Annotated in this window: 16 protein-coding genes and 1 tRNA gene; 9 read left to right on the top strand and 8 right to left on the bottom strand. The window is 73.6% G+C overall.

What is annotated here, in order from left to right:
* Positions 1–28: 28 nt before the first annotated feature.
* Complete coding sequence (gene bla / locus H4696_RS11150; protein ID WP_086864076.1) at positions 29–928, bottom strand: class A beta-lactamase; 900 nt, start codon at positions 926–928, stop codon at positions 29–31.
* 107 nt (positions 929–1,035) lie between these two features.
* On the opposite strand from bla, the gene H4696_RS11145 reads away from it, so the two are divergent.
* Genes H4696_RS11145 through H4696_RS11135 form a run of 3 tightly spaced genes read left to right on the top strand, consistent with a single transcriptional unit; the run spans position 1,036 to position 3,182 of the window.
* On the top strand, positions 1,036–1,905 hold the full coding sequence (locus tag H4696_RS11145; RefSeq protein WP_086864077.1) for a LysR family transcriptional regulator: 870 nt from the start codon (positions 1,036–1,038) through the stop codon (positions 1,903–1,905).
* Positions 1,902–2,804, top strand: a complete 903-nt coding sequence (locus tag H4696_RS11140) for a serine hydrolase (protein ID WP_086864078.1) — start codon at positions 1,902–1,904, stop codon at positions 2,802–2,804. Before H4696_RS11145 ends, H4696_RS11140 begins: the two co-directional genes overlap by 4 nt.
* 45 nt (positions 2,805–2,849) lie before the next feature.
* Positions 2,850–3,182 (top strand): antibiotic biosynthesis monooxygenase family protein, encoded by a 333-nt coding sequence (locus H4696_RS11135; protein ID WP_086864079.1) that lies wholly within the window; start codon positions 2,850–2,852, stop codon positions 3,180–3,182.
* A gap of 122 nt (positions 3,183–3,304) precedes the next feature.
* Here H4696_RS11135 and H4696_RS11130 read toward each other — a convergent pair whose 3' ends face one another.
* Complete coding sequence (locus tag H4696_RS11130; protein WP_086864080.1) at positions 3,305–3,871, bottom strand: isochorismatase family protein; 567 nt, start codon at positions 3,869–3,871, stop codon at positions 3,305–3,307.
* 54 nt (positions 3,872–3,925) lie between these two features.
* Between H4696_RS11130 and H4696_RS11125 the strand changes: the two genes are divergently transcribed.
* On the top strand, positions 3,926–4,216 hold the full coding sequence (locus H4696_RS11125) for a ribosomal protein L7/L12 (RefSeq protein WP_086864081.1): 291 nt from the start codon (positions 3,926–3,928) through the stop codon (positions 4,214–4,216).
* 3 nt (positions 4,217–4,219) lie between these two features.
* On the opposite strand, the gene H4696_RS11120 is transcribed toward H4696_RS11125, so the two are convergent.
* Entirely contained in the window at positions 4,220–4,432 is a 213-nt protein-coding gene (locus tag H4696_RS11120; protein WP_086864082.1) for a DUF2795 domain-containing protein, read from the bottom strand.
* A 35-nt stretch (positions 4,433–4,467) separates the two neighbouring features.
* Positions 4,468–5,460: a selenide, water dikinase SelD gene (selD, locus tag H4696_RS11115; RefSeq protein WP_086864083.1), complete on the bottom strand. Its 993-nt coding sequence runs from the start codon at positions 5,458–5,460 to the stop codon at positions 4,468–4,470.
* Between the two features lie 54 nt (positions 5,461–5,514).
* Here selD and H4696_RS11110 point away from each other — a divergent pair.
* From H4696_RS11110 to selB, 3 genes are all read left to right on the top strand, one after another.
* Positions 5,515–5,609, top strand: a tRNA-Sec gene (locus H4696_RS11110).
* Complete coding sequence (gene selA, locus H4696_RS11105) at positions 5,609–6,892, top strand: L-seryl-tRNA(Sec) selenium transferase (RefSeq protein ID WP_086864084.1); 1,284 nt, start codon at positions 5,609–5,611, stop codon at positions 6,890–6,892. Before H4696_RS11110 ends, selA begins: the two co-directional genes overlap by 1 nt.
* Positions 6,883–8,604 (top strand): selenocysteine-specific translation elongation factor, encoded by a 1,722-nt coding sequence (gene selB / locus H4696_RS11100; RefSeq protein ID WP_192782246.1) that lies wholly within the window; start codon positions 6,883–6,885, stop codon positions 8,602–8,604. Before selA ends, selB begins: the two co-directional genes overlap by 10 nt.
* A gap of 153 nt (positions 8,605–8,757) precedes the next feature.
* Here the strand turns inward: selB and H4696_RS11095 are convergent, their stop codons facing one another.
* The 3 genes from H4696_RS11095 to H4696_RS11085 form a co-directional block, all read right to left on the bottom strand.
* On the bottom strand, positions 8,758–9,630 hold the full coding sequence (locus H4696_RS11095) for an alpha/beta fold hydrolase (RefSeq protein WP_086864313.1): 873 nt from the start codon (positions 9,628–9,630) through the stop codon (positions 8,758–8,760).
* A 64-nt stretch (positions 9,631–9,694) separates the two neighbouring features.
* On the bottom strand, positions 9,695–9,877 hold the full coding sequence (locus tag H4696_RS11090; RefSeq protein WP_086864314.1) for a CsbD family protein: 183 nt from the start codon (positions 9,875–9,877) through the stop codon (positions 9,695–9,697).
* Between the two features lie 94 nt (positions 9,878–9,971).
* Positions 9,972–11,231 (bottom strand): cation:proton antiporter domain-containing protein, encoded by a 1,260-nt coding sequence (locus H4696_RS11085; RefSeq protein WP_192782245.1) that lies wholly within the window; start codon positions 11,229–11,231, stop codon positions 9,972–9,974.
* 172 nt (positions 11,232–11,403) lie between these two features.
* Between H4696_RS11085 and H4696_RS11080 the strand changes: the two genes are divergently transcribed.
* Positions 11,404–11,748 carry a hypothetical protein gene (locus H4696_RS11080; RefSeq protein WP_086864316.1) on the top strand — a complete coding sequence of 115 codons (345 nt, stop codon included), beginning with the start codon at positions 11,404–11,406 and terminating at the stop codon, positions 11,746–11,748.
* Between the two features lie 39 nt (positions 11,749–11,787).
* A complete protein-coding gene (locus H4696_RS11075) occupies positions 11,788–13,119 on the top strand; it encodes a cytochrome P450 (RefSeq protein WP_086864317.1) in 1,332 nt (443 codons plus the stop codon).
* Between the two features lie 5 nt (positions 13,120–13,124).
* On the opposite strand, the gene H4696_RS11070 is transcribed toward H4696_RS11075, so the two are convergent.
* Positions 13,125–16,781 (bottom strand): family 78 glycoside hydrolase catalytic domain, encoded by a 3,657-nt coding sequence (locus H4696_RS11070; RefSeq protein WP_086864318.1) that lies wholly within the window; start codon positions 16,779–16,781, stop codon positions 13,125–13,127.
* Positions 16,782–16,896 lie beyond the last annotated feature (115 nt).

Genomic DNA, 16,896 nt, shown 5'->3' with positions numbered 1-16,896 from the left:
TCGCGACCTTCGCGTCGCGCCCGGGCGGTCAGCGGTAGGCGTCGAGGGTGAGCTTCGCCGCCTGGGCGAGCAGGCGGTCGTCGTGCTCGGCGTTCTCGGTCTTCCGGTCGGACATCACCGCCAGCACGATCGGCGCCCGGCCCGGCGGCCAGACGACCGCGATGTCGTTGCGCGTCGCGTATTCGCCGGTACCGGTCTTGTCGGCGACCGTCCAGCCGGCGGGGGTGCCCGCGCGGATCACCGCGTCGCCGGTGCGGTTGGCGCGCATCGTGTCGGTGTAGAACGTCCGCTGAGCCGCCGGCAGCACCGTGCCGAGGGCGAACGCGCGCAGGTCGGCCGCCATTGCGCGTGGGGTGCTCGTGTCGCGGACGTCGCCCGGGGCCAGGTCGTTGAGGCCTGGCTCGATCCGGTCGACGTGCGTGGTCGTGTCGCCGATCCCGCGCAGCGCGGCGGCCAGCCCCGCCGGGCCGCCCAGCTCGCGGAACAGCAGGTTGGCGGCGGTGTTGTCGCTGTAGCGCAGCGCCGCGTCGATCGCGTCGCGCAAGGACAGGCCCGTGCCGACGTGCTTTTCGCCGACCGGCGAGTTCGGCTGGACGTCGGCGCGGGTGTAGGGCAGCACCTTCGCCAGCCCTTCCATGCTCGTGCGCTGGAGGACGGCCCCGGCGGAGAACGCCTTGTGCGTCGAGGCGTACCCGAAGCGCTCGTCGGCCCGGTGGGCGATCTCGCGGCCGGAGCCGGTGTCGATCGCGTACACGCCGAGGCGCGCGTCGAATTCGCGTTCGAGCGGCGCGAAGTCCGGCCGCGGTGCCGGCGCGACCGCGGACGTCGACGGCGGTGCTGCGGGAGCCGGCGTTTCGGCGGCGCACGCGGTGAGCGGGACGAGGGCCAGCGCGGCGAGCGCGGCCCACCGGACGTGGGGGAACGGCACGGTGCTTCCTTCCGGTCTTGATCGACATCCGCAGTCTCACCGCGTTCGCTCATGCTGTCCAAGACGGAAACGTGCCGATTGATGCCGGAATCGCATAGAGTGAGGTCGTGGACCTGGTCGGCGGCTGCAGGGCGTTCGTGAGCGTGAGCGAGACGGGGAGCTTCACGGCGGGCGCGGCACTCGCGCGCATCCCGCAGCCGGTCGCGAGCCGGCGGATCGCCGCGCTCGAACGCCACTTCGGCGAACGGCTCTTCGACCGTTCCACCCGCCGGGCACGGCTGACGGCGTTCGGGCGCGACGTGCTGCCCACGGCGCAGCGGCTGGTCCGGCTGGCCGACTCGCTGGAGCACGACGCCCAGCGCGCACGGCTGCGGCCGATGCGCGTGGCGGTGCCGGGTACCTGCGGGGTGCGGGAGCTCGCCGAACTCGCCGCCGAAGCGCGTGCGTTCGAGGTCCACCTGGAGTTTCGTGCCGCCGAGCCGGGGGAGCGGGCCGAACTCGTCCGCACGAGCGAGGTGCGGGCGGCGCTCACCGCCGTCCCGGCCGAGGAGGGCGTGTGGGCGGTGCCGCTCGGCGTGGCCGGGGTGGCGCCGTCGGGGGCGCGGATCGTGCACCTGGAGACGCTGCGGGCGGGCCGCTCCGGTGGCCCGCGGCGGCGGGTGTGGATCCAGCCGGAGGACGATGTCCCGCATGTCCGGGACCGGGTACTGCGGGTCCGGGACGCGGTCGGGCTCCAGCCGGCGCAGGTCGCCGTGGCCGGCTCGCTTACCGCGGCGGCCGCGGAGGTGATCGCTTCGGCGGACCTGCTGCTCTGCTCGGTCACGCAAGCGGGTGAGCTTGGTCTGAACTGGCGGCCGATCGGCGAAGTCGACCTGGCACGCGGCTACGAGGTGGCGGCGGCACTGGGCGAGGACGCCGAGCGGCTGCGCACGGTGTTGCGGGCGGGCGTCGGCCGTTGTCTTGGGGCTGGCTCGTGAGTACCGAGGCGCTGGTGCGCGACCTGCGGGTGGAGCTGGACGAAGGCGGCCTACGCGGGTCGTTCCTGGTGCGCGACCTGCGCACGGGCGCCGAGGTCGGGATCGACCCGGACCGCGAGTACCCGATCGCGTCCCTGGTCAAGGTCCCGCTCGCGGCGGCGACGCTGGAGCGCATCCGCCGAGGCGAGCTGGACGGTGCGACCCAGCTGGAGGTCCCGCCCGGACGCGTCACCACGCCAGGCCCGATCGGCGTGACCCGCTTCCGCCACCCGGCCCGCATCGCGATCGAGGACCTGCTCTACCTGAGCACGTGCCTCAGCGACGGCCAGGCGGCCGACGTCCTGTTCGGCCTGACGCCCCCGGCCGAGGTGGCCGCGCTGCTGACCGGCTGGGGCCTGACCGGCATCGCGCTGCGGCACGAGCTGCGCGACCTGGTGGACACCCCGGCCGAGCGCTTCGACGCCGGCGAGGCGGACCTGGCCCACGCGCTGGCGATCAGCGCCGGAACGGCTGGCCAGGGCCACCGCTTGGCCCAGCTCGACGTCTCGCGCGCGAACACCGCGTCGGCCCGGGCGCTGCTGGAGCTGTTGCAGGCACTGTGGACGCCGTCGAAGATCGACCCGGCGGTCGCCGCGGGCGTGCGCGACCTGATGGCGAACAACGTGATCCGCCACCGCCTTACCCCGGACTTCGCCTCCGACGCGGCGAAGTGGTCGTCGAAAACGGGAACGCTGCTGAACATGCGCCACGAAGCGGGGGTGGTGGAGCACGCGGACGGCGGCGTGTTCGCCGTGGTGGCGTTGACGGAATCCCGCGTCCCGGCGGCGGTTCAGCCGGAAGCGGACGTGCTGATGTCCCGCGTCGCCCGAGCCCTGCGCGACCACCTCCGCGGCAGCTGAGAAAACCCGTTGGGGCGCCGGTTTCCGTCCGCTTAAGCTCCGCCGGTGTCCTTCACGAGACCGGAACCGCCGTACTACGCGGTGATCATCACGAGCGCCCTGGACGAGTCGAATCTCGTCGGTTACGCGGCGATGGACGAGCGGATGGCTGAGCTGGGCCCCGCTCAGCCCGGGTACCTGGGCCGCGAGTCCCGTACTTCCGCGGACGGCCGGGAGCTGACGGTGCTGTACTACCGGGACGCCGAGGCGATCGCGGCGTGGAAGCAGCATCCGGAGCACCTTGAGGCGCAGCGCCGCGGCCGGGAGGAGTGGTACGCGAACTACTACATCGAGGTGGCGAAGGTGGAGCGCGCTTACGGCTTCACCCGGCAGGAGTAGGTGACCGCACGGGATCGCGGGGCGCGCACGAGACGGCCGTAACTCAGGGTCGCCGTGAACCGATCGCGGCTCGGCCGATCCTGGCGCCCGCAACCGCGCCCGGCAGCCCAGTCCGTCACCTCTCAAGCCGGTGTCGTCACCCCGAACTCCACCTCCTCCGTGGTCATCGTGCCCGCGGTCCGGCCCGGCGCCGTCTGGTACTGCCAGTACATGTTCGTGTGCGCGATCACCTGCCCCGGCGGCGGAGCACCATAAGCCGACAGATCTTCCGTCGTGTGCGCGTCCGACACCAGCACCGCGTCATACCCCCGCGCCAGCGCCCCGTGCAGCGTGGACCGGATGCACGCGTCCGTCTGCGCGCCCGCCACCACCAGCGAGCCCACGCCACGCTCGGCCAGCACCGCCTCCAGGTCCGTCGCCTCGAACGAGTCCCCGTACTCCTTGTGCACCAGCGGTTCCGCCTCCCACCGGACGAGCTCGGGCACGTACGCCCACGGTTCGCTGTCCCGCGGCAGCTCGGCGCTGGTGTGCTGCACCCACACCACTTCCGTGCCGGCCGCGCGGGCCTTGTCCACCAGGGTGACGATGTTGGCCAGGACCGACGAGCGGTCGTGGGCCGACGACATCACCCCGTTCTGGACGTCGACGACGAGCAGGGCGGTCTTCGGGCGGTCGATCAGTGTGGTCATGGGACGGACGATAACCACCGCCACCGACAATTTCCGCAAGTAGCATGGCGCGCCATGGACTACGGGATGCTGTTGCTGGGTGTCGTCGTGCTGGTCGTGGTCGTCGCGCTCGGGTCGTCGGCCACCGATCGGCGGCTGACGCGGGTCGATCGGCGGCTCGCGCGGATGGAGACCAAGCTCGACGCCATCGCCGAGAAGCTCGGGGTGGTCGTCGAGGAGCCCGGACTCGCCGAGGTCGCCGCGCTGGTGCGGGAGGGCCGGAAGATCCAGGCGATCAAGGTCTACCGCGAACACACCGGCGCCGATCTCAAAGACGCGAAGGACGCCGTCGAGCGCCTCGCCTGAACCCTACGGCGCCCCGCCGACGTGCTTGGCCGACACGGCCTCCCAGACGGCGTCGAAGTCGTCGTACTGGTCGCTGTCGGGCAGGCCGCCCAGGGAGCCGAGCACCGAGTCGCCGCCGCCGGCCGCCGCCGCGCGGCGCAGGAGCTCGTCGCGGCCGCACGGGTACTGCGTCTCGGCCAGGTGCTGTTCCAGGCTGGCTCGTTCCGGTGCAGGCATGTTCGTCGCGTACCCGCCGCGCCCGGGCCGAAAACTCAGCCCACGACGATCGTGTGGTCCCCGCGCGGCACCAGCTCCCCGATCACCGGGTACCCCGGCAGCTCCCCGGCGACCAGCAGCCCGCCGGACGTCTGCGCGTCGGCCAGCAGCAACGCCTCGTCCGCGGAAATCCTGGACAGGTCGGCGTGCGGGGCGACCCAGTCGAGGTTGCGCCGGGTGCCGCCGCTGACGTAGCCGTCGCGCAACGCCGCGCGGGCGCCGTCCAGATACGGCACGGCCGCCGGGTCCAGCCGGGCGGTGACGCCGCTGGCCCGCGCCAGCTTGTGCAGGTGCCCCAGCAGGCCGAACCCCGTGACGTCGGTGGCGCACGCGGCCCCGGCGGCCAGCGCCGCGCGGGCGGCCGGGGCGTTCAGCGTCGTCATGACGTCGATCGCCTGCTCGAACCGTTCCCCGGTGGCCTTGTGCCGCGAGTTCAGCACGCCGACGCCGAGCGGTTTGGTCAGCGTCAGCGGCAGCCCGGCGCGGCCGGCGTCGTTGCGCAGCAGCCGCGAAGGGGCCGCGACGCCGGTGACGGCCAGGCCGTACTTCGGTTCCGGGTCGTCGATGCTGTGCCCGCCGGCGAGGTGGCAGCCCGCCGCGCCGCAGACGTCGAGGCCGCCGCGCAGCACCTCGGCGGCCAGCTCGAACGGCAGCGTCTCGCGCGGCCAGCCGAGCAGGTTGACCGCCACCACCGGCGTGCCGCCCATGGCGTAGACGTCCGAAAGGGCGTTCGCTGCGGCGATCCGGCCCCAGTCGTAGGCGTCGTCGACGACCGGGGTGAAGAAGTCGGTCGTCGCGATGAGCGCGGTGTCCCCGGAGATCCGGACCGCGGCGGCGTCGTCGCCGGTGTCGAGCCCGACGAGCAGCTCGCCCGGCGGATCGACGGGGGAGGCGCCGGTGAGGCCGAGGACGGCCGCTTCGAGTTCGCCCGGCGGGATCTTGCACGCGCAGCCGCCGCCGTGCGCGTACTGCGTCAGTCGGTAACCCACGGGCTCATCGTGCCCGTCCGCCGCGACCTTGGCAGGATGGCTGCCATGGTGCAGGGAGGCGTATCCGGCCTGGTGACCGGCGCGATCTTCAAAATCGCCGAGCGGCAGGTCCTGCCGCTGGCGGGTTCGATTCCCGTCCGCCTCCGCCATGCCTGACCCGCGCCGCGCGATCCCGCGCACCGACGCCCTCCTGGCCGAATCCGGGATCGCCAAGGCCGCCGCCGAACTCGGCCGTGACCTGGTGAAATCCGTCGTCCAGGACGTCCAGCGGGCCGCGCGCGCCGGAGAACTCGCCCCGGCCGACGTCGCCGCCACCGTGCTCGCGCGGCTGCCCGGGAGCGCGTCCTCGCTGCGGCCGGTGCTCAACGCGACCGGCGTCGTCGTGCACACCAACCTCGGCCGCGCCCCGCTCTCGGCCGCCGCGCTCGACGCGCTCGTCGCGGCCGGTGGCGCCACCGACGTCGAATTCGACCTCGCGACCGGCGACCGGGCTCGCCGCGGCCGGAGCGCGCTCGCCGCACTGGCCGCCGCCGTGCCGGACGCCGGCGGGGTGCACGTCGTCAACAACAACGCGGCCGCCCTGCTGCTCTGCGCGCTCGCCATGGCCCCGGGCCGCGAGATCGTCGTCAGCCGCGGCGAGCTGGTCGAGATCGGCGACGGCTTCCGCATCCCCGACCTCCTGGAATCGACCGGGTCCCGGCTGCGGGAAGTCGGCACCACGAACCGGACGACGGCCGGTGACTACGCCGCCGCTCTCGGCCCGGACACCGGTTTCGTGCTCAAGGTCCACCCGTCGAACTACCGCGTCACCGGGTTCACGGCGGAGGCGTCGCTCGAGGAACTCGCCCAGCTCGGCGTGCCGGTCGTCGCCGACATCGGCTCCGGCCTGCTCGCCCCGCACCCGCTCCTGCCGGACGAACCGGACGCGGCGACCGCGCTGCGGGCGGGCGCCACGGTCGTCACCGCCAGCGGGGACAAGCTCCTGGGCGGCCCGCAGGCCGGGCTGCTCTTCGGTGAGAAGGACGTCGTCGAACGGCTGCGGCGGCACCCGGCGGCCCGGGCCCTGCGCGTCGACAAGCTCACCCTCGCCGCCCTCGAAGCGACGTTGCGCGGCCCGGTCCCGCCGGTGCGCGCCGCGCTCGAAGCGTCCGTCGAGGACTTGCGACGCCGGGCCGAAACCCTGGCCGAGAGCCTGCGGGACTTCGGCGCCGAAGCGGTGGCATCGACCGCGGCGGTCGGCGGCGGGGGCGCCCCCGGCGTCGAACTGCCCAGTGCCGCGGTCAGCCTGCCCGCGCGGTTCGCGGCGGCCCTGCGGACAGGAGAGCCGCCGGTCGTCGGCCGGGTCGTGCGTGACCGCTGCTTGCTCGACCTGCGGACCGTGCGGCCGGACGAGGACGCGAAGCTGCGGGAAGCCGTGCGCCGATGCGGGTGATCGTCACCGCCGGCCACGTCGACCATGGGAAGTCCACGCTGGTGCGGCGGCTGACCGGGATGGAGCCGGACCGGTGGGCCGAGGAACGCCGCCGCGGCCTCACCATCGACCTCGGGTTCGCGTGGACCCGGCTCGGCGGGGAAGACGTCGCGTTCGTGGACGTGCCAGGCCACGAGCGGTTCGTGCCCAACATGCTCGCCGGAGCGGGACCCGCGCCGGCCGTGCTGTTCGTCGTCGCCGCGGACGAGGGCTGGATGCCGCAGTCGGCCGAGCACCTCGCCGCGCTGGACGCGTTCGGCGTCGGCCGCGGCTTGCTGGTCGTCACCAAGGCCGACCGCGCCGCCCCGGCGGCCGCCACCGAAGCCGCGTTGCACGAGATCGCCCGGACGTCGCTGGGCGCGGTGCCGAGCGTCGCGGTCAGCGGCCGGACGGGCGCGGGCTTCGAAGAGTTGCGCACGGCGATCACCGAGCTGACGGCCGGCCTGCCCGCGCCCGACCCGGACGCCGACGTCCGGCTGTGGATCGACCGCGCCTTCACCGTGTCCGGCGCGGGCACGGTCGTCACGGGCACGCTGGCCGCGGGGACGATCGCCGTGGGCGACGAGCTGTGGCTGGGCACGACGCCGGTGAAGGTCCGCGGGCTGCAGGCGCTCGGCGAGCCCCGCGACCGGGTCACCGCCGTGGCCCGAGTGGCGGTCAACCTCCGGGGCACCGCGCGGGCCGACGTCGGGCGCGGCGACGTCCTGCTCACGCCCGATCGGTGGCGCACCACGGCCGAGTTCGACGTCCGGCTGCGCGGCGCGGCCGCCGCCGATCTGCACCGGCACCTCGTGCTGCACCTGGGCACGGTGGCGCGGCCGGTGCGTGTCCGTCCACTGGGGACGGACACCGCGCGGCTCACGACGAGCACCGCGCTGCCGTTGCGCGTCGGCGACCGGGGGCTGGTACGCGACCCGGGGGAGCACCGGATCGCCGCCGGGTTCGACGTCCTGGACGTCCGCCCGCCCCCGTTGACCCGCCGCGGCGCGGCCCGGGAGCGCGGGCGTGAGCTGGCGGACCCCGATCTCGCCCGGACTTACTTGCGCCGTCACGGTTTCGTCCGCGCGGCCGACTTCGCCGCGATGGGCCTGGCCGAGACGGGAGAGCGTCTGGGCGGCTGGCGCGCGGACTCGGAGCGGCTGGCCGCCCTGCGCGCGGAGGCGGCCGAGGTCGTGGGCGGCTGGGACCGGACCGCCGCGGGCGTGCCGGTGGAGGCGCTGCGGCAGCGGCTCGGCCTGCCTGCGCCGGAGCTTGTCGTCCCCGTGCTGGCGGGTACCGGGTTCGAGGTGGCGGGCGGGCTCGTCCGCCGTCCCGGCGCCGGTCTGGCCCCCGCGGTCGAGGCGGCGCTGGAGACGGTGCTGAAGCGGCTCGCCGAACACCCGTTCCGCGCGCCGGAGGCGGACGAGCTGCGGGCGCTGGGGCTGGGCAGGCGCGAACTCGCGGCGGCGGTGCGGCTCGGCCGTTTGACCGCGCTCGCCGAAGGCGTCGTGCTCGGCCCGGACGCGGAAGAGCGGGCGGTGGCGGGGCTGCGCTCGCTGCCGGGCCCGTTCACGGTTTCCGAGGCGCGGAAGGCGCTCGACAGCACCCGGCGGGTGATGATCCCGTTGCTGGAACGCCTAGATGCGGCGGGCTGCACGGAGCCCCTCGGCGACGGGACTCGGCTGGTGCGCTAGTGTCGCGCGTCGCTTGACGTGGGCGGGCGGCCGGAACCGGCCCACTCGCCGAACCGAGGTCCAGGCCCCGAGCGCCCCAATGTGGCCTTCGGTGCGTCAGACGCAACCAAGGCCGCCTTGGGGCGCATCGTGCGAGCCCACTGCAACCGAACTTCAGGTTCCGCTGAAGAACTCGGCGAGCGCGGTGGCCAGCGCCTCGGGGTTGTCCTCCGCCATGTGGTGCCCCGACTCGATCGAGTGCCCGCGCAGATCGGTCGTCCACGACCGCCAGACACCCAGGACATCACCGTAAAGGTCCTCCAGGTCGTCGTCGCTCGACCACAGCACGAGCGCCGGGCACGTGATCCGCCGGCCGGCGGCCCGGTCCGCGTCGTCGTGGGCGCGGTCGATGCCCAGGCCGGCGCGGTAGTCCTCGAGCATCGCGGTGACCGTCGCCGGGTCGTGGATCGCGCGGTGGAAGTCGGCGAAGTTCTCCTCGCCGAGGCGCTCGGGCGTGTTCTTGGTGCCGACGTTGTACCAGGCGTCCGGGTCGGTGGTGATCACCCGTTCGGGCTTTTCCGGCTGGGCGAAGAAGAACCAGTGGAACCATTCGCGCGCGAATCGCGCGTCGCAGCGGGCGAGGGCCTCGCCGATCGGGACGGCGTCCAGGATCGCCGCGCCGCGGATGACCGAAGGGTGGTCGAGCGCCAGCCGCGTCGCCACGTACGCGCCGCGGTCGTGTCCTGCCACGAAAAACCGGGAATGCCCGAAGTGCGCCATCAAGGCGACGCAGTCGGCCGCCATGACGCGTTTGCTGTACGGCGTGTGCTCGGCATCGGTCGGCGGCTTCGTCGAAGCGCCGTAGCCGCGCGTGTCCGGGCACACCACCGTGAACCGTTCCGCGAGCCGCGGGGCCACCCGGTGCCACGTCGTGTGCGTGCGCGGGTGCCCGTGCAGCAGCAGGACCGGCGGCCCTGAGCCGCCGTGACGCACCCGCAGCGTGACGTCGCCGACGTCGACGTGGTCGAGCGTGAAGCCGTCGAACATGTGCTGCCCCCAGCGCGAAAGGCGGCCGCACCCCGGGCGGGGGTGCGGCCGCGGAAGAACTACGTCAGTCCTTGTGCGTGACGCCCTTCACGGCGTCCTTGATCTTCTCGCCCGCCTGCTTCAGCGAGCCCTTGGCCTGCTCGGACTTGCCCTCGGCCTGCCACTGCTCGTTGTCGGTGGCGTTGCCGACGGCTTCCTTGGCCCGGCCCTTGAGCTCTTCGCCCTTGTTCTCGATCTTGTCGTTCATCGGGGTGCACCTTCCGTCGCGGCGACATTTCCGGATCGGCCAGTCGCCAAAAGGGCCTTGACACGCGGTTACCCGGCCATCGCGGGTCTACACATCAGGTCGCCGGGAGATGGCCGCCCATTCGTTCGATCCGCTGGATCGCGGGCTCCGCGAGGATGCCGTGCACCAGCACCGACACGGCGACGGCGAGCGCGCCGACCCGCCAGAGCACGTCCTGCTGCGGCACCGGGAGCCGGTTGAGCGCGTAGGCCAGGTAGTAGAGCGTGCCGATGCCGCGGACGCCGAAGAACGCGATCGCCGCGGTGGCCGGGCGGCCGGCGGAGCTGCCGACCAGCGAAAGCCAGCCGATCACGGGCCGCACGACCAGGACCGCGACGACCGCGAGAACCACTTCGAGCACGCGCAGGCCCCGCAGCAGCCCGTCACCGATGGCGAGGCCGAGCCCCAGCAGGGCCAGCGGCACGAACAGCCGCTCCAGCTGGTGGCCGAAGGCGTGCAGAACGCCGTGGTAGTCGTGTTCCCGCTCCAGCTTGCGCACGACCACCGCCGCGACGAACACGGCGGCGAACCCGTTGCCGTGGGCCAGTTCCGCCAGCGCGTACGGCAGGAAGGCGAGCGCGAGCAGGACGAGGCCGTCGCCGTACTCGGCCAGCCGCAGCCGGTCCGACGCGGTGTGGAAGATCGCCCAGCCGAGGCCGCGGCCGGCCAGCAGGCCGACCAGCACGCCGATCGCGACGGGCAGGAGGAGGTCCACCAGCACCCAGGAGACGTCCAGGTGCGGCTCGCTGCCCGCGACGGCCAGGCCGAGCAGGACGAACGGCATGGTCAGGCCGTCGTTGAGCCCGGCCTCCGTGGTCAGCGTGAACCGGATTTCGTTGTTCCTGGCCAGGTCCGGCTCGACGTCGGGGTGCGGCACGCCGACGTCGCCAGCCAGCACCGGGTCGGTCGGGGCCAGCGCCGCGGCCAGCAGCAGTGCCACGCCGGGGGCGAGCGCGAGCCACCAGTACCCGAGCGCGGCGATCACCAGGATGGACAGCGGCATGGTCAGGGCCAGCAGCCGCCATGTCGAGCCCCAGCGCTTGAACCCGAGCGGGCGGTCCACGGACAGGCCGGCCCCGGCGAGCGCGACGAGAATACCCAGCTGGGTGAAGGATTCGACGCCGTGCAGGTGGGCGGCGGGGTCGCTCCAGCCGTTGCCGTACGGCGCGGGCAGCGGCAGCAGGCCGAGGACGATCCCGGCGATCAGCATCACCAGCGGCACCGAGAACGGCCGGTCGGCGACGAGCTTCGGGACGATCGCCGCGGCGAGGGCGAGCAGGCCGGCCACGCCGAACAGCACCGTCAAGGACGACAAGGGTTCCTCCTGCCCGCTCGTGCCGTGCCGCCCGGGCGGGAGGTCCGTGCCGGGACCCGGCCGAGCGTGAGCCGGGTCCGCCGTCGCCCCGGACCGGAGTAGCGTGACGGTCAGGGTGCGCCGCGCCCGGAGTTCCCGGCTGTGCGCGCGGCGAAACCGGTGAGGAGGCGGCGTGACGGCGAGCAACGGGGCCGGCCGGCCGTGCCGGTTCTGCGGGCGGCTCCGCGACCCGCGGGTGCCCGGCCGGGCCGGCCCGATCTGCCTGGACTGCGTGCGGGCCGGGCTGCGGGTGGTGCGCGACGGCGCGGACCGCGAGACCCCGGCGGGCGACGTATTGGCCGCGGTGACGTCTCCGCTGGCCGCGGTCTGCGACTTCTGCGGCCGCCGCGAGCGCCGGACGTTCCTCGGCCTGCGGCGTCCGCTGCTGCGTGTGGACTGCGCCGCGCGGGACGCGGTGATCTGCGCGGACTGCCTCGACCACGCCGGGGACGTGCTGAACGTCGCGCTGCGCCGCTGACGGCGTTTCCGTCCCGGCCGGGCCGGGTAGCCGCGCTTCATGACGACTACCCAGGAGAGGCCCGACACCGCTTCGGTGGCCGAGACGATCCGGATCGCCGTCGGCGTGGCGCTGCCCACGCTGGCCGGCGGGGTGATCAAGCGCCGCCCGCTGGCGCTGGCCGTCGCGGAGAAGCTGCAGGTCGACCGTCCGGCCGTGAAACTGCTGACGCGCCTGCGCGACCGGCACGACGGGCGGCCGCTGAAGCTGCGCGTGCCCGGCCGGTCGGTGGAACTGGCGCTGTCCGCCGAAGACGTCGGCGCGGTGCTGGCGGCCGCACCGACGCCGTTCAGTCCGTCCACAGTGGAGAAACGGGCCGCGCTGCGGCACTTCCAGCCGCACGGCGTGCTGATTTCGGAGGCCGACGAGCGTGGCCCGCGGCGGGAGTTCTCCGAAGCCGTGCTGGAACCGGGTCGCCCGCTGCACGAGCTGGCGGGGCCCTTCGCGCGGGCGATCGCGGAGGAGACCGCCGTCCTGACCTGCGCCACCGAGCTGACCTGTGACGCGTTCAACGTCGCTTGGTGGAATCTGGTCCGCCGCGTCGTGCTCGGCGAAGGGGCCCGTGACGACGAAACCTTGACCGGCTTGCTGGAGAAGCTCCGCCTCGACGCCAACTGGGCGTACCTGCACCCGAGGCGGAACCGGCTGCGCACCGAGTTCCGCGACCGGCTGACCGCCCACCTCGAGCGCGCGGAGCCGGGCAGCCTGGCCGCGGCGATCGCGGAGACGGCCGACGACGGCACCGCGGCCGACCAGGTGGCGCACTGGCTGTTCGCCTTCGACGCGGCGGGCATGGTGACCCTCCGGACCCTGGCCCTGCTGTCCTCCCACCCGGCGGCGGCCGACCGCGCCCGTGAGGAGATCGCCGGGACCGACCCGGGGGAGCCGCAGCAGCTGAGCTACCTGCGGGCGTGCGTGCTGGACGCGATCCGGCTTTGGCCCACGACGCCGATGCTGCTGCGCGAGAGCACGGAGGAGACGTCGTGGGGCCCGGCGGGCACGACGGTCCTGGTCTTCACCCCGTTCTTCCACCGCGACGCGGACCTCCCCTACGCCGACTGCTTCGACCCGGACATCTGGCTGGACGGCCGCGCGGCGGCGAACCCGGCCCTGGTCCCGTTCAGCGCCGGCCCGGCGATCTGCCCGGGGCGGGATCTCGTCCAGTTCTGCGTGAGCACGATGCTGGCGAACCTGTTGCGGGGCCACGCGTTCGAGCAGAAGACGGGTCCGGTGCTGTCGCCGGATCGACCGCTGCCGACGACGCTGGACAACTTCCACCTGAAGTTCACCGTGCGGCCGGTGCCGCCCCGCGAAGGAGGCGGCACCGGCTGAACTCCCTACGCGGGAGCGGTGAACACGTACGAACCCGCCGGCACGAAGTACGTCCCCGGCGCGGACGGCACGGCCTGAGCCGGAGCCGCCACCGCGCCCGGGTTCGACGTCGGGACCTTCACCGTCGCCGAAGACCCCGCCGGGACCGTCACCTTCAGCGTCAGCGTCCCGCCCGACACCGACCAGTCGCTGACCGCGCCGCCGTACGGGGTCTCGTACGCCGACTTCGCCGACGTCAGCCCGCCGCCCGGGCGCGGCGCCACCAGCAGTGACGCGTACCCCGGGGACGCCGGTGACAGGCCACCGACCGTGCGGTACAGGAAGTCGCCCACCGAGCCGAGGCCGTAGTGGTTGAACGAGTTCATGCCCGGGTCGTTGAACGTGCCGTCCGGCTTGATGCCGTCCCAGCGCTCCCAGATCGTGGTCGCGCCGTGGCCGATCATGTAGCCCCAGCCGGGGAAGTCCGGCTGCAGCAGCACCTGGTACGCGACGTCGGCGTGGCCGTGCGCGGCCAGCACCGGCAGCAGGTTCTCGACGCCGAGGAAGCCGACGCTCAAGTGGCCGCCCGCCGCCGCCACCCGGGCGGCCAGCTTGTCCGCCGCCGGCTGGACGCGGGCCGCCGGGAGCAGGCCGAACGCCAGCGCCAGGACGTAACCGGCTTGGGATCCGGAGCCCACCGTGCCGTCGGCCTGCGAGAAGCGCGAAGTGAACGCCGCCCCGATCTGGTCGGCGAGCGTCCCGTACTTCGTCGCCTCCGCCGTGCGGCCGGTGGCCGCCGCCATCCGCGACACCAGCCGGGACGACCACGCGAAGAACGCCGTCGAAATCAGGTCCTGCGCGGTGTTGTCGTTGACGTTGAGCCAGTCCCCGTACGTCTGGTGGTCGCGGATCAGGTCCGCGCCGGACGTCGAACGCAGGTACTCGACCCACTTCACCATCGCGGCGAAGTGCTCGTCGATCACGCCGGTGTCGCCGTAGCGCTGCCACAGCGTGTACGGCACGATGACGCCCGCGTCGCCCCAGCCCGCCGTGCCCGAGCCGCTCAGCACGCCCGGGGCGACGTCGGTGAACGCGCCGTCGTCGTGCTGCGCGTCGACCAGGTCGTCGCTGAACTTGCCGAGGAAGTTCGCCACGTCGAGGTTGAACGTCGAGGTGCCGGCGAAGATCCCGATGTCGCCGGTCCAGCCGAGCCGCTCGTCGCGCTGCGGGCAGTCGCTCGGGACGGAGAGCATGTTCGAGCGCTCACCCCACAAGATGTTGTGCTGCAACTGGTTCACCAGCGCGTTGGACGTCGTGAAGGTGCCGGTCTGCGCGCCGGACGTCCACATCGCCCGCCCGGTCAGCGTCGACGCCGTCGGGGCCGAAGGCAGGCCGGTCAGCTCGACGTACCGGTAGCCGTGCACGGTGAACCGCGGCTCGTACGTCTCGGCGGACCCGGTGCCCGCCAGGGTGAACCGGTCGGTGGCCTGCGCCGCGCGGAGGTTCGTCGTGTAGATCGTGCCGTCCGGGTTGAGCACTTCGGCGTGCCGCACGGTCACCGTCGTCCCCGCCGGCCCGGTCACCGAAAGCCGGTTCCAGCCGCTGAAGTTCTGGCCGAGGTCGGCCACCCACACGCCGGGCTTCGGCTGCGTCCACGCGACGGGCTTGAACTCCTGCTGCACCGTGACGCCGTTGTCCACTTGGGACACCAGGTTCGGCGTCGCGCCGGAGCGCACGCGGGGTGCCGCCCAGCCGCGGTCGTCGAAGCCGGGCCGGTCCCAGCCCGCCGGCGCGAGCCGCGCGTCGTAGGTCTCGCCCTGGTAGAGGTCGTCGGCGCGGATCGGGCCGTCGGCGGTCTTCCAGGTGCCGTCGGACGCGATCGTCGTGCTGGTGCCGTCGGTGAAGGTCAGCTTGAGCTGCGCCGAGTACCACGGCTCGGTGCCGTACTTCTGGCTGCCGGCGATGCCGACGCTGCCGGAGTACCAGCCGTTGCCCAGCATCGCGCCCAGCGCGTTCTCACCCTGGCGGATCTGCCCGGTGACGTCGGAAACGCGGTACTGGACGCGTTTCGCGTAGTCGGTCCAGCCCGGCGCGAGGACCTCCGCGCCGACCTTGGCGCCGTTGAGGTGGGTCTCCTGCAGCCCGAGCGCGGTGGTCAGCAGCCGCGCGCTCGCCACCGGCTTCGAGACGGTGAAGCTCTTGCGCAGCAGGGGAGAGGGCGCGGACACGGCGACGTTCGCGCCCCACGGGCCGGTGCCGTACGCGGTCAGCGCGCGGGCGCCCGTCCAGGAGCTGTCGTCGAACGCGCGCTGCTGCCAGCCGTCCGGGCCGGTCTGGCTCGCCTTCCACGACCCGTCGGTGACGACGGTCGGTCCACTCGGGACGGTCAGCTTGGCGACCAGCCCGGCCGGGCTCTGCGTGGTGTTCTCGGCGCTGATCGCGATCGTGTTGGACCCCGCCGTCAGGAGACTGCCGACGTCGACGACGGCGGCCGTCTTCCACGAGTCGGTGACCCGCGGCGAGTCGCTCACCTTCGTGCCGTTGACCCACACGGTCGCGGTGTCGTCGCCGGTGACGACCAGCGTCGCCTTCCCCGGCGCCGCCGCCAGGTCGAGGGTCTTGCGGAAGAACCGGGTCGCCGGGGGCACGCCGCCGAGCGGATCGCCTTCGAGGTACCAGATCCAGCCGGCCCCGGCCAGGTCCGGGCCCGCGGTGGCGCGGCCGAGGAACGCGCCGGTCCACTCGGTCGACGGCGTGCGCAACGCGGTTTCGAAGCGCTGCACCGCACTCCAGCCGCTCTGCCGGCCCTGGCCGTCCCAGACGCGGACCCGCCAGGTGTACGCCGTGAGCGAGCCGAGCGCCGGACCGCCGTAAGCGACGTCGGCCTGCTGCACCGAAGCGACGCGGCCGCTGTCCCAGACGTCCGTGCCGCCGGCGGACACCACGATCTGGTACGCGGACTGCCGCTGCTGCGGCGCGGAAGAGCCCAGCTTCCAGCCGAACCGCAGCTGCGCCGGGTCGACGCCGAGGGGGTTCACCCGCTGCCCGACCGTGGCGGTCGCGACCGACAACGGGGTCGGATCCGAGGGGCTCGGCGTGCTGACGCCGCTGCCCCAGGGGCCGGTGCCGTACGCGCCGAGGTCCTGGGCCGCGGCCCAGCCGCCGTCGGCGAAACCGGGCTGTTCCCAGCCTTCCGCCGCGGTGGTGGCGCTCTTCCAGGTGCCGCCGGTGGTCAGGTCCGTGGTGCCCGAGCCGGTGGTGACGCGCAGCCGGCCGAGCAGGCCCGCCGGTCCGCCGGCGTTGCGGGCGGCGACGGCGAGGGTGTTGACGCCGGGCTTGAGCGCGGGCCTGAGGTCCACGGCCAGCGCCGTCCGCCAGGAGTCCGTGGTGCGCGCGGAGGAAGCCAGGGGGCTGCCGTTGAGCCAGACGTCGGCGGTGTCGTCGCCGGTGACGGCGAACCGGGCGTCGGTGACCGCGCCGGCGGGGACGGTGAACGTCGTGCGGAAGTACCGGGTGGCGGCGGGCGCCGAGACGCGGGCGTCACCTTCGGGGTACCAGATCCAGTGCGCTCCGGCGAGGTCGACGGGTGGGGCGGCGCCGGCCGGCGGAGCCGCGGCGCCCGAAAGGGCCAGGATCGCGGCGAGCGTGGTGGTGGTCGCGCGCCAAAGCTTGGAGGGCAGCATGCAGGCTCCCTGGAGGCGGGGATGGGCGACGAATTTGAACGTTTCAATACAGCGTGATACGTGACTGTAATCACAACCTCACACGTTGGCAATACTCCACCGGGGCGCCCGACCT

The sequence above is a fragment of the Amycolatopsis lexingtonensis genome (genome assembly GCF_014873755.1).
Taxonomy (GTDB): Bacteria; Actinomycetota; Actinomycetes; order Mycobacteriales; family Pseudonocardiaceae; genus Amycolatopsis; species Amycolatopsis lexingtonensis.
Note: the sequence above shows the minus strand (reverse complement) of the source record. Positions and strands in the feature narration are given on the sequence as shown.